This is a genomic window from Streptomyces sp. SAI-170 (assembly GCF_049739565.1).
Taxonomy (GTDB): domain Bacteria; phylum Actinomycetota; class Actinomycetes; order Streptomycetales; family Streptomycetaceae; genus Streptomyces.
Genome location: NZ_JBMGQD010000001.1, coordinates 7,172,562 through 7,190,631, shown reverse-complemented (window position 1 = coordinate 7,190,631; position 18,070 = coordinate 7,172,562). Strand labels below are relative to the sequence as shown.

Sequence of the window (18,070 nt, the reverse complement as noted above, 5' to 3'; positions counted from 1 at the left end):
GCGACCATAGGACGGCCCCCACCCTTGGTCAAGACCAATCCTCGATCCCTGGGCGGGGGCTCGGGGCGTGCGCGGTGCAGCGTTCATGGCGCGTTCGCACGGGGTCGCATTCGTGACATCACGGCAAAACCCCCGTCGCGGACGACGGGGGCCGTACGGTGCCGGCGGTCAGAGCCCGACGAGCGACCGCAACTTGTCGGGATTGCGGATGAGGTGGACGGTCTGGATTCGCCCGTCGACGACGTCGACCTGGAGCACGGCGTCGGGGGCGCCGTCGCGGAGGTAGAGCGCGGCGGGTCCGCCGTTGAGCTCCATGAGGCGTACGGACCTGCCCGGCGGGCTCTTGCGCGCCGCGCCGACGAGGAAGCGCCCGATCCGGTCGGCGGTCTCCAGGACGCGCAGGGGCGCGCGGGACTTGCCGCCGCCGTCGCCCACCAGCCGGGCGTCGGGGGCCAGCAGCCGCACGAGCCCGTCGAGGTCGCCCTCGCGGGCCGCGGCGAGGAGGCGCTCGGTCAGCTCGCGCCGCCGGCCGGGGTCGACGTCGTAGCGGGGCCGCCGCTCGTCGACATGCCGGCGGGCCCGCGCGGCGAGCTGCCGTACGGCCGGTTCCGCGCGGTCGAGGATCGCGGCGATCTCGCCGTACGGATAGCCGAAGGCCTCCCGCAGCACGAACACCGCCCGCTCCAGCGGCGACAGCGACTCCAGCAGGACCAGGACGGCGAGGGAGGCCGACTCCGTGAGGAGGGCTCCCTCGGCGGTGTCCGGGACGAGGCCGACGTGCTCGGCGGCGTACGGCTCGGGCAGCCAGCAGCCGACGTACGCCTCGTTGCGGGCGCGGATCCGGCGGAGCCGGTCGAGGGCGACCCTCGTGGTGATGCGCACCAGGTACGCGCGCGTGTCGCGGACCTCGTCGCGGCCGGCGGCGGACCAGCGCAGCCACGCGTCCTGGACGACGTCCTCGGCGTCCGTCACGCGTCCGAGCATGCGGTAGGCGACGCCCATGAGTACGGGCCGGTGCTGCTCGAAGACGTCGGTCGCGGGGTCGGTGATCACCAGGTCATCCCATCCGACGCGCGGTGTCATGTCCAGATGGGCTACCCACGAGTAGTAATTGCTGACAAGCTGTCCACCAAGCGTTCGTCGGCGCATCCCAGGCAAAGGAGCCGCTCATGTCCGCCACCGTCACCTTCGAGGTCCCCTCCCCCCAGGGCCGACGGTCCGTGACCCTCTCCTACGCGCGCGTGGGCAGCGGTGAACCGCTGCTCCTGCTGCACGGCATCGGCCACCACTGGCAGGCCTGGGAGCCGGTCATCGACATCCTGGCCGCCGAGCGGGACGTGATCGCCGTGGACCTGCCGGGCTTCGGCGCGTCCCCGTCCCTGCCGGACGGCCTCGCCCACGACCTGCCGACCATGAACGCCGCGCTCGGCGCCCTGTGCGAGGCACTGGACCTGGACCGCCCCCATGTGGCGGGCAACTCCCTCGGCGGGCTGCTGGCCCTGGAGCTGGGCCGGGAGAAGCTCGTCCGGTCCGTCACCGCGCTGTCGCCCGCCGGTTTCTGGACGCGGGCCGAGCGGCGCTACGCGTTCGGCGTGCTGATGGCGATGCGGCAGAGCGCACGCGGGCTGCCCGTGCCCCTGGTCGAGCGGCTGTCGCGTACGGCGCCCGGTCGGACCGTCCTGACCAGCACGATCTACGCCCGGCCCGGCCGCAGGTCGCCTGAGGCCGTGGTCGCCGAGACCCTGGCCCTCGCCAACGCCACCGGCTTCACCGAGACCCTCCGCGCGGGCGCCACGGTCCAGTTCACCGACGACATCCCCGGCATCCCGGTCACCGTGGCCTGGGGCACCAAGGACCGCCTGCTGCTGCGCCGGCAGGGCGTACGCGCGAAGGGCATCATCCCCAAGGCCCGGCTGGTACGGCTGCCCGGCTGCGGCCATGTCCCGATGAACGACGACCCGGCGCTCGTCGCCCGCGTGATCCTCGACGGCAGCCGCTGAGGGGACGCTCCGGGCGTACGGCGTCGGGCCGCGCGTCAGCCTGGCGGCGCTTGTGCGAACGCAGCGGTGGGGCAGGGGCGCTCCGGGGTGACGGCGCGGGTACTACGCGCGCGTGGGACGCGGTCGAGGTGACAGTGCGTCGGATACGCGGTGGCCGGGGACAGTTGTTCACTTGTGGTTCGCGTGGGCGCTGCGGTGCACCAGTAGGTGTGTCAGGGCACACCAGCCGGCTCCCCGCACTGGAGGCCCCACCATGTCCGCCCGTCCCCTGCTCCCCGGTCGTCGCAGCGTGCTGCGCGGCTCCGTCGCCGCCTCGGCGGCCCTGACCCTCCCGGCCGGCCTCGGCGCGGCACCGGCCTTCGCCCTGTCCGGGCGCCCCCGCGCGGAGTGGGGCGTGCAGAGCGGTGACGTGACGGCCGACTCGGCGCTGGTGTGGGTCCGTTCGGACCGGCCGGCCCGGATGATCGTGGAGACCTCGGCGACCGAGTCGTTCCGCGATCCGCGCAGATGGCACGGCCCCCTGCTGGGCCCGGACACCGACTTCACCGGTACGACCAGGCTGCGCGGGCTGCCGCCCGGCCGGCAGGTCCACTACCGGGTGCTGCTCGCCGACCCGGACGACCCGCGTCGTACGAGCGAGCCGGTCCCGGGGACTTTCCGCACAGTGCCGGTGCGCCGCGGCGACGGTGTGCGCTTCCTGTGGTCCGGCGACCTCGCGGGCCAGGGCTGGGGCATCAACCCCGACCTCGGCGGCTACCGCATCTTCGACGCGATGGCCCGCCTCGACCCCGACTTCTTCCTGTTCAGCGGCGACACCGTCTACGCCGACGGCCCGATCGCGCCGACCGCGGCGCTGCCCGGTGGCGGCATCTGGCGGAACGTCACCACCGATGAGAAGGCGAAGGTCGCCGAGACGCTCGCCGAGTACCGCGGCAACTTCCGCTACAACCTCCTGGACGACAACCTGCGTCGCTTCAACGCGCAGGTGCCCACCATCGTGCAATGGGACGACCACGAGGTGCGCAACAACTGGTACCCGGGGCAGGTCGTCGCCGGCACCGACACCCGCTACACGGAGAAGAGCGTGGACGTGCTGGCGGCGCGGGCGCAGCGGGCGTTCAGCGAGTACTTCCCCGTCTCGACGCTGCGGCCCGGCGCCCGGGAGGGCCGCGTGTACCGGGTGCTGCGACAGGGGCCGCTGCTGGACGTGTTCGTGCTGGACATGCGCAGCCACCGCAACGCGAACTCGCCGGACGACCAGGCCGTCGACCCGCAGGGCATCCTGGGCGTCGAGCAGTTGGAGTGGCTGAAGCGGGAGCTGGCGCGCTCGCGGGCGGTGTGGAAGGTGATCGCCGCCGACATGCCGATCGGCCTGGTGGTGCCGGACGGCCAGGAGGGCCGGCCGCACTTCGAGGCCATCGCTCAGGGCGACCCGGGTGCGCCGCTCGGGCGCGAGCTGCAGATCGCCGAGCTGCTGCGGTTCGTCAAGCACCGGCGGATCACCGGCACGGTGTGGTTGACGGCCGACGTCCATCACACCTCGGCCCAGCACTACCAGCCGTCACGGGCGGCGTTCACGGACTTCGAGCCGTTCTGGGAGTTCGTCTCCGGGCCGCTGAACGCGGGCGCGTTTCCGGCGAGCGCCCTGGACGGCACCTTCGGCCCGGAGCGGGTCTTCGTGAAGGCGCCGAGCGTCGGCAACGTCTCCCCCGCCGACGGGTACCAGTTCTTCGGCGAGGTCGACATCGACGGCGACAGCGCCGAGCTGACGGTCCGGCTGCGCGAGCAGGACGGCACCGTGCTGTTCACGCAGGTGCTCCAGCCAGGCCGGGTCGGCCAGTAACTGCCGTACGCTCGACAGCACGTGCCCCGCACCGGCGTCATCCCCCGGTGCGGGGCACGTGTGCGTCCAGCGGAGCGGGCGCCGGCGGGGGAGGTCGCCGCATGACGTAGACAACTCAACCGTCAAAAGAACAACAAATGGTGCAGAAGCGTCCTTTACCCATCGGTCACAAAGCGTTCGTGATCACGCAACACCTCTCGTCCACAGTGGGCGTATGAAGCGAAACATGTCTGATGTGACGCGAGCGCGGCACGGCCGCCCCGTCCACCACTGGCGCCGGGACGTGGTCGAGCTCGCCGCCCTGTTCACAGCCGTCGCGGTGGCCGACGCGGTGGCGAACCTGATCGGGCACGGCCCCGACGGACCGGCGCTGCTGGTGATCTCGGCAGTGGTGCTGCTGGCCACGGCGGCGTTCCACACATGGTGGTCACGGCGCCACGGTCATGCACCGCCGACGAGCGATACCGATGCCCGGCCGCGCCCCGCAGAGGGCGAGACCGGGCCGTCGGAAGCGCCGGCCGGGCAGACGGCCGGGGCGAGCGCGCTGTGGCGGATGCGGACGACGGTGAAGGACGCGCCCGGTTCGCTGGCCGCGCTGTGCACGGCACTGGCCGAGCGGCAGGTGGACATCCTCACCCTGCAGACGCATCCGCTGGGCGAGGACACGGTGGACGAGTTCCTGCTGCGCTCGCCGGGCGGACTCTCGGCGGCGGAGATCACGCGTGTGGTGTCCGAGGCGGGTGGCGCGCACACCTGGATCGAGCGGGCCGACGCCCATGACCTGGTCGACGCACCGACCCGGGTGCTGGGGCTGGCCACTCGCACGGCTCTGGACACGGCGGAACTGCCGTTGGCCCTGCGCCAGTTGCTGGGCCGCTGCACGATCCGTTCGCTGCCCGCCACGCCGCCCGCCTCCCGCGACAGGACCGGCGGCCGGGGCGAGGGCGGCCCGGTGGAGGGCGCGCTGGAGGAGACGGTGATGCGGCTGCGGGTGCCCGAGGGCGGTGTGATCACGGTGGAACGGCCGTATCTGCCGTTCACCCCGACCGAGTTCGCGCGGGCGCGCGCACTGGTGGAGCTGGACGCGCGGCTCGGCCCGCGGGTGCCGCGCGGACAGGACGAGCTGACGCTGCCGGAGGGCAACCCCATCACCGTGCGGCGCGCCGACACCGGGGACGTCGCCGCGGCGAAGGCGATGCACGAGCGGTGCTCGCAGCGGACGCTGGGCATGCGGTACCACGGGCCGGTGAAGGACGCCGACCGCTATCTCAACCATCTGCTCAGCCCGCGCTACGGCCGCACGCTCGCGGCGCAGACCCCCTCGGGCCGGGTCGTCGGGCTCGGGCATCTGCTGTGGGACGGGGACGAGACGGAGGTCGCGCTGCTCGTCGAGGACGACTGGCAGCGGCGGGGGGTCGGCAGCGAGCTGCTCGGCAGGCTGGTGGGAATGGCGGTGGAGGCGGGCTGCGACAGCGTGTACGCGGTGACGCAGGCGGCGAACACCGGGATGGTCGCGGCGATGCGGGGGCTTGGGCTGCCGCTGGATTATCAGATCGAGGAGGGCACGTTGGTGATCACGGCGCGGCTCGCTCCGCTGGGTGAGGCGGCCGGTGCTGTGGAGCGGCTTTCTCGTGCAGGGGAGTTCGGGGTGGCCGACGCGCCATAAGGGGCGGGGGTTGTGCGGCGGCTACCGGTGCGTTGTGGCTTGTCGCGCCCGCGCGGCGGTAGCCGCAAATTGAGCAGAGCCCCGCGCCCCTGACGGGGCGCTTCAGCTCAGGCGGTCGTCATTGTCGCTCGTGCTCCCGTCCTCACCGGCGTCAGTGCCTGGTCCAGGTCGGCCCACAGGTCCTCGACGTCCTCCAGGCCCACCGACATGCGCAGCAGGCGGTCGGAGACGCCGGCGTCGCGGCGGTCGTCGGCGTCGACGATGCGGTGGCTGATGGAGGCGGGGTGCTGGATGAGGGTGTCGACGCTGCCGAGGCTGACCGCCGGGGTGATCAGACGGACGTTCGCGATCACCTCGTGCGGTTCGCCGTGCACCTCGAAGGCGACCATCGCGCCGCCGATGCGCGGGTAGTGGACGCGGGCGACGCGCGGGTCGGCGGCGAGACGGCGGACCAGTTCGGCGGCGGTCTCGGAGGCGGCGCGCACCCGCACCGGCAGGGTGGACAGTCCGCGCAGCAAGAGGTATCCGGCCAGCGGGTGCAGGACGCCGCCGGTGGCGAAGCGCACCTGGCGCAGCTTCCCGGCGAATTCCTCGTCGCAGGCCACGACGCCGGCCATGACGTCGCCGTGGCCGCCGAGGTACTTGGTGGCGCTGTGCAGCACCAGGCGGGCGCCCTGCTCGGCGGGGCGCTGGAGCACGGGCGTGGCGAAGGTGTTGTCGGCGAGCAGCGGGACCGAGCCGCAGGCGTGGGCGACGGCCCGCAGGTCGACCTCCGCGAGGGTCGGGTTGGCGGGCGACTCGACCATGACGAGGCCGGTGTCGGGGCGCAGCGCATCGGCGATGCCGGCCGGGTCGGTCCAGGTGACCTCGGAGCCGAGGAGCCCGGCGGTCAGCAGATGGTCGCTGCAGCCGTACAGGGGGCGTACGGCGACGACGTGGCGCAGGCCCATGGAGGCCCGGACCAGCAGGACCGCGCTGAGGGCGGCCATGCCGCTGGCGAAGGCGACGGCCGACTCGGTGCCCTCCAGGCGGGCCAGGGCCGTCTCGAACCGGGCGACGGTCGGGTTGCCGAGGCGGGCGTACACGGGCGGGCCGTCGAGTTCGGCGCCGGTCTCGGCGAAGGCGTCGATGCGGGCGGCCTCGCCGCGGCTGTCGTAGGACGGGTAGGTGGTGGACAGGTCGATCGGCGGCGCGTGCAGTCCCTGGCGCGCGAGGTCGTCGCGGCCGGCGTGCACAGCCTCGGTGGCCAGGGCCCGGGATGCGGGGCGGTGGCCTGCAATGACGCCCTGGGGCGTGTCCATGTCGGTGTCCATGAACGGACAGGGTGAACACCGACCGGGCCACAGGAATCGAACACCGTGCTACGTTCGGCGCGTGGCCGAATCTGTCGTACTGGATCCGGTCGATCTTCAGCTGCTGACCCTGCTGCAGAACGACGCACGGACGACCTACCGCGATCTCGCCGCCCTGGTGGGCGTCGCCCCGTCGACATGCCTGGACCGGGTGACCCGACTGCGGCGGGCCGGGGTGATCCTCGGCCATCAGCTGCGACTGGATCCGGCCAAGCTGGGCCGCGGCCTGCAAGCGTTGCTGTCGGTGCAGGTCAGGCCGCATCGGCGGGAGCTGGTGGGGCCGTTCGTGGAGCGGGTGCGGGCGCTGCCGGAGTCGCTGACCGTGTTCCATCTGACGGGGCCGGACGACTACCTGGTGCATGTGGCCGTGGCGGACATGGCCGATCTGCAGCGGCTGGTGCTGGACGAGTTCACATCACAGCGGGAGGTGGCCCGGGTGGAGACCCGGTTGATCTTCCAGAGGTGGGACTGCGGGCCCCTGCTGCCGCCTTCGCCCTCGGCGCAATCGGGGTGACGTGCGACGGGCGGCCGTACGAGGATGGTCAACATGTCACAGACCAAGAGCCCGCTGCCCCGTGAGGTCGCCGACGCCTATGTCGACGACCTCGTCGCCCTCGATCCCGTCACCGGCACCTACCTCGGTGTGAAGGAGAGTTCGAGCCGACTGCCCGATCTCTCGCCAGCGGGGCAGGAGGCGCTCGCGGCACTGCAACGGGCGACGCTCGCGCGGCTCGACGAGGCCGAGCGGCAGCCCGGCGCGGACAGTGACATCGAACGCCGGTGCGCACGACTGCTGCGGGAGCGGCTGACCGCCGAACTCGACGTGCACGAGGCCCACGAGGGCCTGCGGGCGGTCGGCAACATGGCGACGCCCGCGCACAGTGTGCGGGAGGTCTTCACGGTCACGCCCGCCGACACCGACGAGGACTGGGCGGCGATCACCGAGCGGCTGCGCGCCGTCCCGGCCGCGCTGGCGGGCTACCGGGAGTCGCTGACGCTCGGCCTGGAGCGCAAGCTGTACGCGGCGCCGCGGCCGACGGCCACGTTCGTGGACCAGCTCGGCGAGTGGGCGGACACCGACGGCAACGGCCGCGGCTGGTTCGAGGACTTCGCGGCGGCCGGTCCCGATGCCCTGCGCGGCGAACTGGACGAGGCCGCCCGCGGGGCGACGGCGGCCGTGGTGGAGCTGCGGGACTGGATGCGGGAGGTGTACGTCCCGGCGATCGAGGGCGCCCCGAACACGGTGGGCCGCGAGCGCTACGCCCGCTGGTCGCGCTACTTCAACGGCACGGACCTCGACCTGGACGAGGCGTACGCGTACGGCTGGTCCGAGTACCACCGGCTGCTCGGCGAGATGAAGAAGGAGGCCGAGAAGATCCTTCCGGGCGCACAGACGCCGTGGGTGGCGCTCGCGCACCTCGACGAGCAGGGCCGGCACATCGAGGGCGTCGACGAGGTCCGCGAGTGGCTGCAGGGCGTGATGGACCGGGCGATCGAGGCGCTCGACGGCACGCACTTCGAACTGGCCGAGCCGGTGCGGAAGGTGGAGTCCTGCATCGCGCCGCTCGGCAGCGCGGCCGCGCCCTACTACACCCAGCCGTCGGAGGACTTCTCCCGGCCGGGCCGCACCTGGCTGCCGACCATGGGGCAGACCCGGTTCCCGGTCTACGACCTGGTCTCCACCTGGTACCACGAGGGCGTGCCGGGCCATCACCTCCAGCTCGCGCAGTGGACGTACGTCGCGAAGAACCTCTCGCGCTACCAGGCCACGGTCGGCGGAGTCAGCGCCAACGCCGAGGGCTGGGCCCTGTACGCGGAGCGGCTGATGGACGAACTCGGCTTCCTGGCCGACCCGGAGGAGCGGCTCGGTTACCTGGACGCGCAGATGATGCGCTCGACCCGGGTCATCGTCGACATCGGCATGCACCTGGAGCTGGAGATCCCGGCGGACTCGCCGTTCCACCCGGGTGAGCGCTGGACGCCGGAGCTGGCGCAGGAGTTCTTCGGCGCGCACAGCAGCCGCCCGGCAGACTTCGTCGAGAGCGAGCTGACCCGCTACCTCACGATCCCCGGCCAGGCCATCGGCTACAAGCTGGGCGAACGCGCCTGGCTGCTCGGCCGCGAGAACGCCCGCAAGCGCCATGGCGCCGCCTTCGACCTCAAGTCCTGGCACATGGCCGCCCTTTCCCAGGGCTCCCTGGGCCTGGACGACCTGGTGGACGAACTCTCAGCACTCTGATCCGACTACGCGAAGGGCGGCGGGGCCTGACGACAGGCCCTGCCGCCCTTGCCGTTGTCAACACCCACAGTCCTCCGCGTCCACCGGCGCCGTCAGCGCGTCGGCGTCCCGCTGCTCACGCCCCTCCCAGGTCTCGAACTCGAAACCCTCCCGCACCCAGTACTCGAAGCCGCCGAGCATCTCCTTGACCTGGTAACCGAGTTCGGCCAAGGCCAGCGCCGCACGAGTCGCGCCGTTGCAGCCGGGGCCCCAGCAGTACGTCACGACGGGCACGGACTTGTCGAGGAGCTGCTCGGCCTGCTCGGGGATCAGCGCGGTCGGCAGGTGGACGGCGCCGGGGACGTGGCCCTGGTCCCAGCTCGCGGTGGAGCGGGAGTCCAGCAGGACGAAGCCGGGGTCGCCGTCGGCGGAGAGCGCGGCGGCCACGTCGGAGACGTCGGCGTGGAAGACCAGCGAGGCACGGAAGTAAGCGGCGGCCTCGGCGGGGGCGGCGGGCGCGACGCGCAGGACGGGGCTGACGGCGGGGGCGGCGGTGGCGGCGGTGGTCATCGCGGGGCCTTTCTCGACGACTGCAGTTTCGGTGACTGCACTCTCGGTGACTGCTCTCTCACGGGCTCTCGTCACTGACCGCGCTGTCACTGACTGCTCCGATGACCAGAAATCTACGGCTGTTGATCATCTTCTTGAAGAGGCGTTCCACGGTCCGGACCTTGATGCGCCGGGGATTCCCCTGCTATCCATCGGGCATGACCACGTTTTCCCCGGACGCCACCGACTGGCGCATCCTCGACGTCCTGCAGCGTGACGGACGGGCCAGCTTCGCGGAGCTGGCCCGGGCCGTGTCGATGTCCGCGAGCGCGGTCACCGAGCGGGTGCGCCGGCTGGAGGAGGCGGGCGTGATCCAGGGATACGCGGCGGTCGTGGACCCCGACCGGCTGGGCATGCCGATCCTGGCGTTCGTCCGGCTGCGCTACCCCAACGGCAACTACAAGCCCTTCCACGACCTGGTCGCCGTGACCCCGGAGATCCTCGAGGCGCACCACGTCACCGGCGACGACTGCTTCGTGATCAAGGTCACCGCCCGCTCGATGAAGCACCTGGAGGACGTGTCGGGCCGGATCGGCGCGCTGGGGTCGGTGACCACCAGCGTCGTCTACTCCTCGCCCCTCCCCCGCCGCCCGCTCGGTCAGTGACCGCGCCGGCGCAACGTCGAGCCCGATCTGCCCTTGACGACCTCCAGCTGGGCGTGGACGCGGCGCCGTAGGTCGGGCACATGGCTGACGATGCCGACGCTGCGGTCGCGCTCGCGCAGCGAGTCGAGGACGTCCAGCACCTCGTCCAGCGTCTGGTCGTCGAGGCTGCCGAAGCCCTCGTCGATGAAGAGGGTGTCCAGGCGCACCCCGCCCGCCTCGTCGGTGACGACGTCCGCGAGACCGAGGGCGAGGGCGAGCGAGGCGAAGAAGGTCTCGCCGCCCGACAGGGTCGAGGTGTCCCTCTCGCGTCCGGTCCAGGCGTCCACGACATGCAGGCCGAGGCCGCTGCGGCCGCGTCCGGAGCGGTCGTCGGAGTGGACGAGGGTGTAGCGGCCGGAGGACATCCGGCGCAGGCGCACGGTCGCCGCGGCGGCCACCCGTTCCAGACGGGCGGCCAGCACATAGGACTCCAGGCGCATCTTGCGCTCGTTGTCGGCCGCCGTGCCCGCGGTGAGGGCGGCCAGCCGGGCCACCCGGTCGTACTCCTCGCGCAGCGGGGCCAGTCGGCGCACGCCTGCGGCCGCGTGCCGGGACAGCCGGTCGAGTTCCGTGCGGCGCCGGTCGGCCGCGTCGCGCGCGGAGGCCGCCTCGCGCACGCGCCGGGCGGCGTCGGCGGCGGCCTGCTCGGCGCCCGCCAGGTCGGCGGGCGGGCACTGGGCGGCGGCCGCGGTGTCGGCCTCGGCGAGGACGGCCCGTACGGCGGCCTCCTCGGTCTGCCAGGCGTCGAGGCGGCGTTGCAGTGTGCGGTGGGCGTCGTCGTCCAGGAGGGCGTCCGCGGCGGCCTGCGGGGTGTCGAAGCCGGCCCGGAAGGCGGCGTCGGCGAGCCGGGCGTCGGCATCCTTGAGCCGCTGGGCGGCGTCCTCGGCGGCGCGGGCGGCCTCCGCCGCGGCGTCGAGCAGTACGGTCTGCCGCTCCAGCTGGGCGGCGCGCGCGGCGACGCTGTCCAGGGCGCCCCGCGCCTCGGTCAACTCGCCTTCCAGTGCGGTGCGTTCCCGGTCGAGGGCGTCGCGGCGAGCGGCGCGGGAGGCCGACCGCAGCGCGGCTTCCTGGCGGGCGTCGGTGCGCCGCCGGTGCTCCGCCTCGGCCCGGCGCAGCTCCTCGTGCGCGGGGTGCAGGTCGGAGGCCTCGCCGCGCGCCCGGGTGTAGCGCCGCTCCAGCTCCTCGGCCTCCTCGGTGAGCCGGGCGGTGGGGGCGTCGCCCGCCTCGGCGGTGGCGGCGGCCAGCTCCTCGCGGAGTCCGGCGAGCCGGCGCTCGTCCTGCGCGCGGGTCTCCTCGGCGCGCTGCGAGGCGGCCAGCGCGCGTTCCTCGGTGTCGCGGTCCACGTGTCCGTCGACCCTGCGGGCGGGCGCGGGGTGCTCGGTGGCGCCGCAGACGGCGCAGGCCTCGCCGTCGCGGAGGTTCGCGGCGAGTTCGGCGGCGATGCCGTTCAGCCGCTGTTCCTTCAGGTCGAGCCAGTGGGTACGGGCCCGCACCGCGTGGTCGGCCGAGGCGAGGGCCTGCTGCTGCGCGGCCGCGGCCTCGGTGGCGAGCCGGTCGCGCCGTACGGCCGCGTCCAGCCGCCGCCGGGCCGGTTCGCGCTGAACGGCGAGCTGCTCCGCGCGCGTGGCGGCCTCCTGCGCGGCGTCGATCCGGGCCTGGAGGGTGGCGCGGACGGTGTCCCACTCGGCGAGCCAGGCGTCGGCCTCGGCGAGGACGTCCTCGTCGGCGCGTTCCTGCCGGTCGAGCCCCGCGCGTTCGGCGACCAGTTCGGCCAGGCGCTGTTCGGCGCGCCGGGCGGACTCCAGGCCGCCCAGCTCCTCGGCGGCCCGGCGTGCGGCGGCGGCGAGTCCGGGCGCGCCCGCGTCGGCGAAGGTGTCGGGCAGCAGGGCACGCGCGTGTGCCTCGGCGGCGGCCGCCCGCCGGTGCTCGGCCTCGGCGAAGTCGCGCAGCTCCAGCGCGGGCGCGACCGCCTCGGCCTTGCGGCCCCGCTCCATGCGTTCCCGGTCCGCCCGGTGGTCGTCCGACCGCTCCTGGAGCAGCAGCGCCCGCTCCCGCGCCTCCGTGAACCGCCGCTGCAACCGCGCGGTCTCGCGTACGTCTTCCAGGGCGCGGTCGGCCGCGGCCTGCGCGGACTCGGCGGCGGCCAGTCGGCAGTGGGCGACGGTGAGCTGCTCGCGCGCGGTGCTGCGGGCGACGGCCGCCGCGCTCAGCACGGCCTCGGCGAGGCCCGGCTCGCCCGGGGTGAGCTCCGGCAGCTCCATGGCGTCGCCGGCGGCCTGCTGCATCCGGTGCGCGTCCGCGAGCAGGGCGGCGTCGCCCTCGTGGACGCCCGCCTGGGTGGTCCTGCGCCGCTCGGCGAGCCGCTTCTCCACGTCGGCGAAGCGCTGGGTGTCGAAGAGCCGGCCGAGCAGCTTGCCGCGGGCCTCGGCGTCGGCGCGCAGGAACCGCGCGAAGTCGCCCTGCGGCAGCAGCACGACCTGGCAGAACTGCTCCCGGCTCATGCCGAGCAGCTGCGTGATCTCCTCGCCGATCTCCTGGTGGGAGCGGCTGAGGTCCTTCCAGGCGCCGGCCCGGTGCTCGCGCAGCCAGGTCTGGGCCTTGTCGAGCGTCGTACCGGCGCCGCGCTTCTTGGGGCGCTCCCAGGGCGGCTGCCGGGTGATCTCCAACCGGCGTCCGGCGACGGTGAGTTCGAGGGTCACCGACGTACGCGTGCCGGGGGCGGCATGGTCGCTGCGCAGGTTGGTGCCCAGGCGGGCACCCGGCACCGAGCCGTACAGGGCGTAGCAGACGGCGTCCAGGACGGAGGTCTTGCCCGCGCCGGTCGGTCCGTGCAGCAAGAACAGTCCTGCGGCGGACAGCGCGTCGAAGTCGACACTGTGGGAGGCGCCGAAGGGGCCGAAGGCGGTCAGGTCGAGCCGGTGCAGCCTCATCGGGCCACCTCCCGCACGGTCGCGTCCACGCGCACGGCGTCGAAGGCGTCCCGCAGCACGGCCCGCTCCCGCTCGTCGGGCCCGGCGCCGCGCACATGGGCGACGAAGTCCTCGGCGATCTGCTCGTCGCTGCGCCCGGCGAGGCGTCTGGCGTACGACACGTCGGGGTCGTCGGCGGTGCGCTCGGGTTCGAAGACCAGGCTGAGGGTGTGCGGGAAGCGCTCGGCGAGCCGGGCCATCGGCTCGGCCGGGCGCACGGCGTCGGTCAGGGTGGCCTCCACCCAGGACTCCTCGTGCCGGTCCAGGGTGGGGTCGGCGAGCAGCTCCTCCAGGGTGCCCCGCAGCCGGGCCAGGGCACGCGGCACCGGGCAGTCGACGCGCTCGGCGCTGACCTGTCCCTCGCCGTCGAGGTCGACGAGCCACATGCTCTTGCGGTGGTCGGCCTCGGAGAAGGAGTACGGCAGCGGGGAGCCCGAGTAGCGCACGCGCTCGGTGATGGTCTGGGAGCCGTGCAGATGTCCCAGGGCCGCGTAGTCCACGCCGTCGAAGACGCCGGCCGGGACGGCGGCCACGCCGCCCACCGCGATGTCGCGCTCGCTGTCGCTGGGCTCGCCGCCGGTGACGAAGGCATGCGCGAGGACGACGGACCGGGTGCCCCGCGCGCGGGTGGCGAGGTCGGCGCGGACCCGGTCCATGGCCGCCGCGAGCACCGCCTCGTGTCCGGGCCTGTCCACCGCGAACTCGTCCTTCACCAGGGCCGGTTCGAGATACGGCAGCCCGTAGAAGGCGACGTCCCCGCAGGTGTCCCGCAGCACCACGGGCGTCCCGCACGCCGCCGGGTCGGTCCGCAGATGGATCCCGGCCCGCCCGATCAGCCCGGCGCCCACGCCGAGGCGCCGCGCGGAGTCGTGGTTCCCGGAGATCATCACCGTAGGGACGCCGAGGTCGGCGAGCCGGTGCAGGGCGTCGTCGAACAGCTCGACCGCGGCCAGCGGCGGTACCGCGCGGTCGTACACGTCTCCCGCCACGACCACCGCGTCCACGTCGCGCTCACGCGCGGTCGCGACCAGGTGCCCGATGAACTCGGCCTGGGCGCCGAGCATGCTCACCCGGTGGAACGCCCGGCCGAGATGCCAGTCGGAAGTGTGCAGGAGCCTCATGATCCCCGAGACTAACGGCCGGGTCTGACATCACGGGCGGTTACTCCCGTACCGCCCGTCATGACCGTTCTCACAGGCGGGAGTTATGCCCGATATACACCAATTATCTTGCCTACGCGTCCCCGTACGCCTCCCCGCCCAGCTCGAACCCCGCCGTGCCGGCGGTCGCGTCGGCGAGCCAGGCGCGGAAGGAGTCGACGTCGGCGTCGGGGAGGCCGATCTCGATCGTGACCTGCTCGGTGTAGCGGACGTCGCGGACCTCGCGGCCGGTGGCGCGCAGGTCGTTCTGGATCTTGCCGGCGCGCTGGTGGTCGACGGTGACGGTGGCGAGGCGGAAGCGGCGGCGGGTGATCGTGCCGAGGGTGTCGATGGCCTCGCCGACAGCACCGCCGTACGCGCGGATCAGGCCGCCCGCGCCGAGCTTGACGCCGCCGTAGTAGCGGGTGACCACGGCGACGACGTACCGCATGTCGCGGCGCAGCAGCATCTGGAGCATGGGGACGCCCGCGGTGCCGCCCGGTTCGCCGTCGTCGCTGGCCTTCTGCACGGAGGCGTCGGCGCCGATGACGTACGCCCAGCAGTTGTGGGTGGCGTCGGCGTGCTCCTTGCGGACGGACGCGACGAAGTCCTGCGCCTCCTGCTCGGTGGCCGCGGGGGCGAGCGCGCACAGGAAGCGGGAGCGGTTGATCTCGATCTCGTGCACGCCCGCGTGGGCGACTGTGCGGTACTCGTCCTGCATCCGGCCACCCTATGCGCTGCGGACGGACCCGCCGGACCTAGGGCTTTTACCCCGCGGTCGGCCCGCCGGACCTAGGGCTTCTTGCCCCGCGGCACGACCATCGCCGTCAGCAGGGCACAGCCCGGGGCGAGTGCCTCCCAGGTGCGTCCGTACCAGGTCAGGACGGCGATCGCCGAGGTCGGGAACTTCTCGTGGACCGCGTCCAGGGCGCCGTCCATGTCGCTCCCGGCCAGGGTGAGGACCAGCTCCTCGAGGCCGGGGTTGTGGCCGATCAGCAGCAGCGTGCCGACCTGGGGCGGTGTTGCGCGTGCCACGGTCAGCAGGTCCGCCGCGTCGGCCGCGTACACCCGGCGGTCGAAGCGCACCTGTGGCGGCGTGCCCCACTCGGCGGAGGCCAGTTCCCACGTCCCACGCGCGCGTGCGGCGGTGGAGCACACGGCGAGGTCCGGCAGCCAGTCGCTCTCCGCCAGCACCCGGCCCGCCACGGGCGCGTCCCGGCGGCCGCGCGGCGCGAGCGGACGGTCATGGTCGGCCACGCCCTCGGGCCACGCGGACTTCGCGTGCCGCAGCACGACCAGCCGGCGACGCGGACCCGCGCCGGCGCGGGCGGTCACGCCGGGCTGCCCAGGTCGCGGGTGAGCTCCAGCCCGAGCAGCCGGTCCGCATACGCATACGTCTCGAACCGCGCGCCCTCCGGCAGCTCCGGCCCGGCCGCCTCGACCCGCTCCAGCACCCGCAGGATCGCCGGCACGTCCAGGTCGTCCTCCCATGCCTCCCGCAGCAGCGCCCGTATGTCGGCGGGAATCGGCCGCGACGGCTGCCGCGCCCACACGGCCACGGTCCGCCGCCAACGCCTCAGGGTGTCCTCCGCGCGGTCCAGCAGGGCGGCGTCCAGGTGCAGGGGCGCGCTGCGGGGCTCGCGGAGGAGGGCGAGGCGGAGGACGGCCGGGTCGGCGGGGTCGGCCGGGTCGAGAGCCGGAAGCACCAGGTCGGGGGGCGTGCCGTCCGCGGGGGCCACGCCGATCCGCACCCCCTCCGGAGCCGGGCCGGTCGCACCCTCCGCCACCACATGGAGGACCTGCGCCTCACCCAGCCCGGTGCCCACGTCCCGGCTGTCCTCGAAGGGACGTACGCCCAGAGCCGCGGCGGCGGCCCTCAGCTCCGCCTCCTCCGGTCCGCCGCTCAGCACCGCCCACACCGGGGTGCCGCCCAGCTCGAGCGCACGTACCAGCAGGTCGGCGACGAGCAGCACGCGCAGTGCCGTGAGGCCGGGGCCGGTCGCACGGGCCTCGACCCGGGTCAGGCCCCGGCGGGCGGGAGCGGCCTCGACGGGCTCGCCGGTACGGGCGTCGATGATGCGCAGCACGAGGTGAGCGTAGGCGGAGGGACGGGGCGGCGCAGAGATGTCGTACGCATTCAGGTCACGGCGCCGCCCGGTCGGGCTCCCGGCCCGGCTCCCGGCCGAGGGAATCTCAGGGACTCCCCCTCTGTTGGCGCCAGCGGGGCAGCAGTGCCCCTGGGACGACGAGGCCGAAGGAGGCCATGGTGTACGGCGACGCAGAGACAGTCCGCAAGATCCTCACCGAAGCCGGTGACACCTGGGCCGTGGTGGGCCTGTCCTCCAACCGGAGGAGGGCCGCGTACGGTGTCGCCGAGGTGCTGCAGCGGTACGGGAAGCGGATCGTGCCCGTCCACCCCAAGGCGGAGACCGTGCACGGCGAGCAGGGGTACGCCTCGCTCGCCGACATCCCCTTCGACGTGGACGTCGTCGACGTGTTCGTCAACAGCGACCTCGCCGGGGACATCGCCGACCAGGCCGTCGCCAAGGGCGCGCAGGCCGTCTGGTTCCAACTCGACGTCATCGACGAGGCCGCGTACGAGCGCACCCGCGCGGCCGGCCTCGACATGGTGATGGACCGCTGCCCGGCGATCGAGATCCCCCGGCTCCGCTAGGGCCTGATCCCGAAGCCGGGCCCTAGGCGCGCTTGGCGGGGGTCAGTTCGCACCTCCCGTTCGCGCAGGACCGGCGGAGCCTGCCGGCCGAGAGGGTCTCCGCGAGACCGATCGCCCAGCACATCGGGCAGCCGCGCAGCGCGACCAGTCCGACCGGGGCGAGCAGCAGGCTCACCGGACCGACGACCGGCAGCAGGGCCAGGGAGGCGATGAGCGCGCCGAACCCGACGGCTCCCCGGGCCAGATGGCGCGGGACGGTGGCACTGGCGTAGTTGGTGCCCGGTTTGGTGGGGCGGATCGCCGTGCTCTGGTCAGATGTCATCGTCGGTTCCCCTCGTTCCGGTGGTTCGGGCCGGTTCGTCGTGCAGGGCCTCGCGGACCGCCGAACGGGCCCGGTGCAGGCGGGACTTCATGGCGGCGGTGCTCAGCCCGAGCCGGTCGGCGACCGTCCGGCCGGGCAGGCCCTGGATGTCCCGCATGACCAGCACCTGCCGCTGGTCGTCGGGCAGCGCGGCGACGGCGGCCGCGACACGTTCGGCCTCCAGGCGCAGCAGCACCTCCTCCTCGGCGGACCGTCCGCCGCCCGAGGTGCCGGGCCGGTCCGGCTCGTCGGCCGGTCCCCGGTGGAGCAGGCCGCGGGTGCGGCGCAGGCACTCGTTGCGGACGATCCGGAACATCCACGACGCCAGCGCCCCGGAGGCGCGCAGCATGCCGATCTTGCGATAGAGGATGATCAGCGCTTCCTGAGCGGCGTCCTCGGCGTCCTGCGGTGTGGCGCACAGCGAGTGCGCGAACCGCTGCACATGCGGATGCGAGCTGTACACCAGCGCGCTGAGCGCCTCGACGTCGCCGCGTTGCGCCGCGGCGACCAGGGTGCCGCCGGGCCAGGTGCGGTCAGCCACGCTGACGCTTCCGGCGGCGCAGCGTGACGGTGCACACGCACAGCAGCAGCGCGG

17 protein-coding genes are annotated in these 18,070 nt (G+C 73.7%); 7 read left to right on the top strand and 10 right to left on the bottom strand.

Translation table 11 applies throughout. The annotated features are described in order from the left end of the window. Positions 1 to 168: 168 nt before the first annotated feature. Positions 169 to 1,053, bottom strand: a complete 885-nt coding sequence (locus RKD23_RS32390) for an RNA polymerase sigma-70 factor (RefSeq protein ID WP_424858384.1) — start codon at positions 1,051 to 1,053, stop codon at positions 169 to 171. Between the two features lie 116 nt (positions 1,054 to 1,169). Here RKD23_RS32390 and RKD23_RS32385 point away from each other — a divergent pair, with 116 nt between their 5' ends. The 3 genes from RKD23_RS32385 to RKD23_RS32375 all read left to right on the top strand — a co-directional run bounded on the left by RKD23_RS32385 (position 1,170) and on the right by RKD23_RS32375 (position 5,509). After that, on the top strand, positions 1,170 to 2,000 hold the full coding sequence (locus tag RKD23_RS32385) for an alpha/beta fold hydrolase (RefSeq protein WP_424856914.1): 831 nt from the start codon (positions 1,170 to 1,172) through the stop codon (positions 1,998 to 2,000). 253 nt (positions 2,001 to 2,253) lie between these two features. Next, the gene (locus RKD23_RS32380) at positions 2,254 to 3,843 is read left to right on the top strand and encodes an alkaline phosphatase D family protein (RefSeq protein WP_424856913.1); all 1,590 of its coding nucleotides are present in this window, start codon (positions 2,254 to 2,256) and stop codon (positions 3,841 to 3,843) included. Between the two features lie 226 nt (positions 3,844 to 4,069). Continuing rightward, entirely contained in the window at positions 4,070 to 5,509 is a 1,440-nt protein-coding gene (locus RKD23_RS32375) for a GNAT family N-acetyltransferase (RefSeq protein ID WP_424856912.1), read from the top strand. Between the two features lie 107 nt (positions 5,510 to 5,616). Here the strand turns inward: RKD23_RS32375 and RKD23_RS32370 are convergent, their stop codons facing one another. Continuing rightward, positions 5,617 to 6,822, bottom strand: coding sequence for a trans-sulfuration enzyme family protein (locus RKD23_RS32370; protein WP_424856911.1), 1,206 nt, complete (start codon positions 6,820 to 6,822; stop codon positions 5,617 to 5,619). A gap of 61 nt (positions 6,823 to 6,883) precedes the next feature. On the opposite strand from RKD23_RS32370, the gene RKD23_RS32365 reads away from it, so the two are divergent. Both RKD23_RS32365 and RKD23_RS32360 read left to right on the top strand, forming a co-directional pair. Continuing rightward, the gene (locus tag RKD23_RS32365) at positions 6,884 to 7,375 is read left to right on the top strand and encodes an Lrp/AsnC family transcriptional regulator (protein ID WP_424856910.1); all 492 of its coding nucleotides are present in this window, start codon (positions 6,884 to 6,886) and stop codon (positions 7,373 to 7,375) included. A 33-nt stretch (positions 7,376 to 7,408) separates the two neighbouring features. Beyond that, positions 7,409 to 9,100, top strand: coding sequence for a DUF885 domain-containing protein (locus tag RKD23_RS32360; RefSeq protein WP_424856909.1), 1,692 nt, complete (start codon positions 7,409 to 7,411; stop codon positions 9,098 to 9,100). A gap of 57 nt (positions 9,101 to 9,157) precedes the next feature. Here RKD23_RS32360 and RKD23_RS32355 read toward each other — a convergent pair whose 3' ends face one another. Then, on the bottom strand, positions 9,158 to 9,649 hold the full coding sequence (locus tag RKD23_RS32355) for a rhodanese-like domain-containing protein (protein WP_424856908.1): 492 nt from the start codon (positions 9,647 to 9,649) through the stop codon (positions 9,158 to 9,160). Between the two features lie 197 nt (positions 9,650 to 9,846). Here RKD23_RS32355 and RKD23_RS32350 point away from each other — a divergent pair, with 197 nt between their 5' ends. Continuing rightward, entirely contained in the window at positions 9,847 to 10,293 is a 447-nt protein-coding gene (locus RKD23_RS32350; RefSeq protein ID WP_404039770.1) for an Lrp/AsnC family transcriptional regulator, read from the top strand. Here the strand turns inward: RKD23_RS32350 and RKD23_RS32345 are convergent. The 5 genes from RKD23_RS32345 to RKD23_RS32325 all read right to left on the bottom strand — a co-directional run bounded on the left by RKD23_RS32345 (position 10,287) and on the right by RKD23_RS32325 (position 16,527). Next, positions 10,287 to 13,262, bottom strand: coding sequence for an AAA family ATPase (locus tag RKD23_RS32345; RefSeq protein WP_424856907.1), 2,976 nt, complete (start codon positions 13,260 to 13,262; stop codon positions 10,287 to 10,289). The two genes, RKD23_RS32350 and RKD23_RS32345, sit on opposite strands and share 7 nt — an antisense overlap. Continuing rightward, the gene (locus tag RKD23_RS32340) at positions 13,259 to 14,422 is read right to left on the bottom strand and encodes an exonuclease SbcCD subunit D (protein ID WP_424856906.1); all 1,164 of its coding nucleotides are present in this window, start codon (positions 14,420 to 14,422) and stop codon (positions 13,259 to 13,261) included. Before RKD23_RS32340 ends, RKD23_RS32345 begins: the two co-directional genes overlap by 4 nt. Positions 14,423 to 14,534: 112 nt before the next feature. After that, positions 14,535 to 15,161, bottom strand: coding sequence for a YigZ family protein (locus tag RKD23_RS32335; RefSeq protein WP_424856905.1), 627 nt, complete (start codon positions 15,159 to 15,161; stop codon positions 14,535 to 14,537). A 71-nt stretch (positions 15,162 to 15,232) separates the two neighbouring features. Then, positions 15,233 to 15,775: a SixA phosphatase family protein gene (locus RKD23_RS32330; protein WP_424856904.1), complete on the bottom strand. Its 543-nt coding sequence runs from the start codon at positions 15,773 to 15,775 to the stop codon at positions 15,233 to 15,235. Beyond that, positions 15,772 to 16,527, bottom strand: a complete 756-nt coding sequence (locus RKD23_RS32325; RefSeq protein WP_424856903.1) for a hypothetical protein — start codon at positions 16,525 to 16,527, stop codon at positions 15,772 to 15,774. The genes RKD23_RS32330 and RKD23_RS32325 overlap by 4 nt, the downstream gene beginning before the upstream one ends. Positions 16,528 to 16,706: 179 nt before the next feature. Between RKD23_RS32325 and RKD23_RS32320 the strand changes: the two genes are divergently transcribed. Then, entirely contained in the window at positions 16,707 to 17,114 is a 408-nt protein-coding gene (locus RKD23_RS32320) for a CoA-binding protein (RefSeq protein WP_404039788.1), read from the top strand. A gap of 22 nt (positions 17,115 to 17,136) precedes the next feature. Here RKD23_RS32320 and RKD23_RS32315 read toward each other — a convergent pair whose 3' ends face one another. Together RKD23_RS32315 and RKD23_RS32310 are read right to left on the bottom strand one after the other, a co-directional pair. After that, entirely contained in the window at positions 17,137 to 17,436 is a 300-nt protein-coding gene (locus RKD23_RS32315; RefSeq protein ID WP_424856902.1) for a hypothetical protein, read from the bottom strand. Beyond that, the gene (locus tag RKD23_RS32310; RefSeq protein WP_424856901.1) at positions 17,426 to 18,016 is read right to left on the bottom strand and encodes an RNA polymerase sigma factor; all 591 of its coding nucleotides are present in this window, start codon (positions 18,014 to 18,016) and stop codon (positions 17,426 to 17,428) included. Before RKD23_RS32310 ends, RKD23_RS32315 begins: the two co-directional genes overlap by 11 nt. Positions 18,017 to 18,070 lie beyond the last annotated feature (54 nt).

Excerpts from the sequence above, each read along its gene's own strand:
- RKD23_RS32355 (WP_424856908.1), bottom strand. The coding sequence starts at position 9,649 with ATGACCACCGCCGCCACCGCCGCCCCCGCCGTCAGCCCCGTCCTGCGC.
- RKD23_RS32315 (WP_424856902.1), bottom strand. The coding sequence starts at position 17,436 with ATGACATCTGACCAGAGCACGGCGATCCGCCCCACCAAACCGGGCACC.
- RKD23_RS32370 (WP_424856911.1), bottom strand. The coding sequence starts at position 6,822 with ATGGACACCGACATGGACACGCCCCAGGGCGTCATTGCAGGCCACCGC.
- RKD23_RS32340 (WP_424856906.1), bottom strand. The coding sequence starts at position 14,422 with ATGAGGCTCCTGCACACTTCCGACTGGCATCTCGGCCGGGCGTTCCAC.
- RKD23_RS32385 (WP_424856914.1), top strand. The coding sequence starts at position 1,170 with ATGTCCGCCACCGTCACCTTCGAGGTCCCCTCCCCCCAGGGCCGACGG.
- RKD23_RS32380 (WP_424856913.1), top strand. The coding sequence starts at position 2,254 with ATGTCCGCCCGTCCCCTGCTCCCCGGTCGTCGCAGCGTGCTGCGCGGC.
- RKD23_RS32360 (WP_424856909.1), top strand. The coding sequence starts at position 7,409 with ATGTCACAGACCAAGAGCCCGCTGCCCCGTGAGGTCGCCGACGCCTAT.
- RKD23_RS32335 (WP_424856905.1), bottom strand. The coding sequence starts at position 15,161 with ATGCAGGACGAGTACCGCACAGTCGCCCACGCGGGCGTGCACGAGATC.
- RKD23_RS32345 (WP_424856907.1), bottom strand. The coding sequence starts at position 13,262 with ATGAGGCTGCACCGGCTCGACCTGACCGCCTTCGGCCCCTTCGGCGCC.
- RKD23_RS32375 (WP_424856912.1), top strand. The coding sequence starts at position 4,070 with ATGTCTGATGTGACGCGAGCGCGGCACGGCCGCCCCGTCCACCACTGG.
- RKD23_RS32350 (WP_404039770.1), top strand. The coding sequence starts at position 9,847 with ATGACCACGTTTTCCCCGGACGCCACCGACTGGCGCATCCTCGACGTC.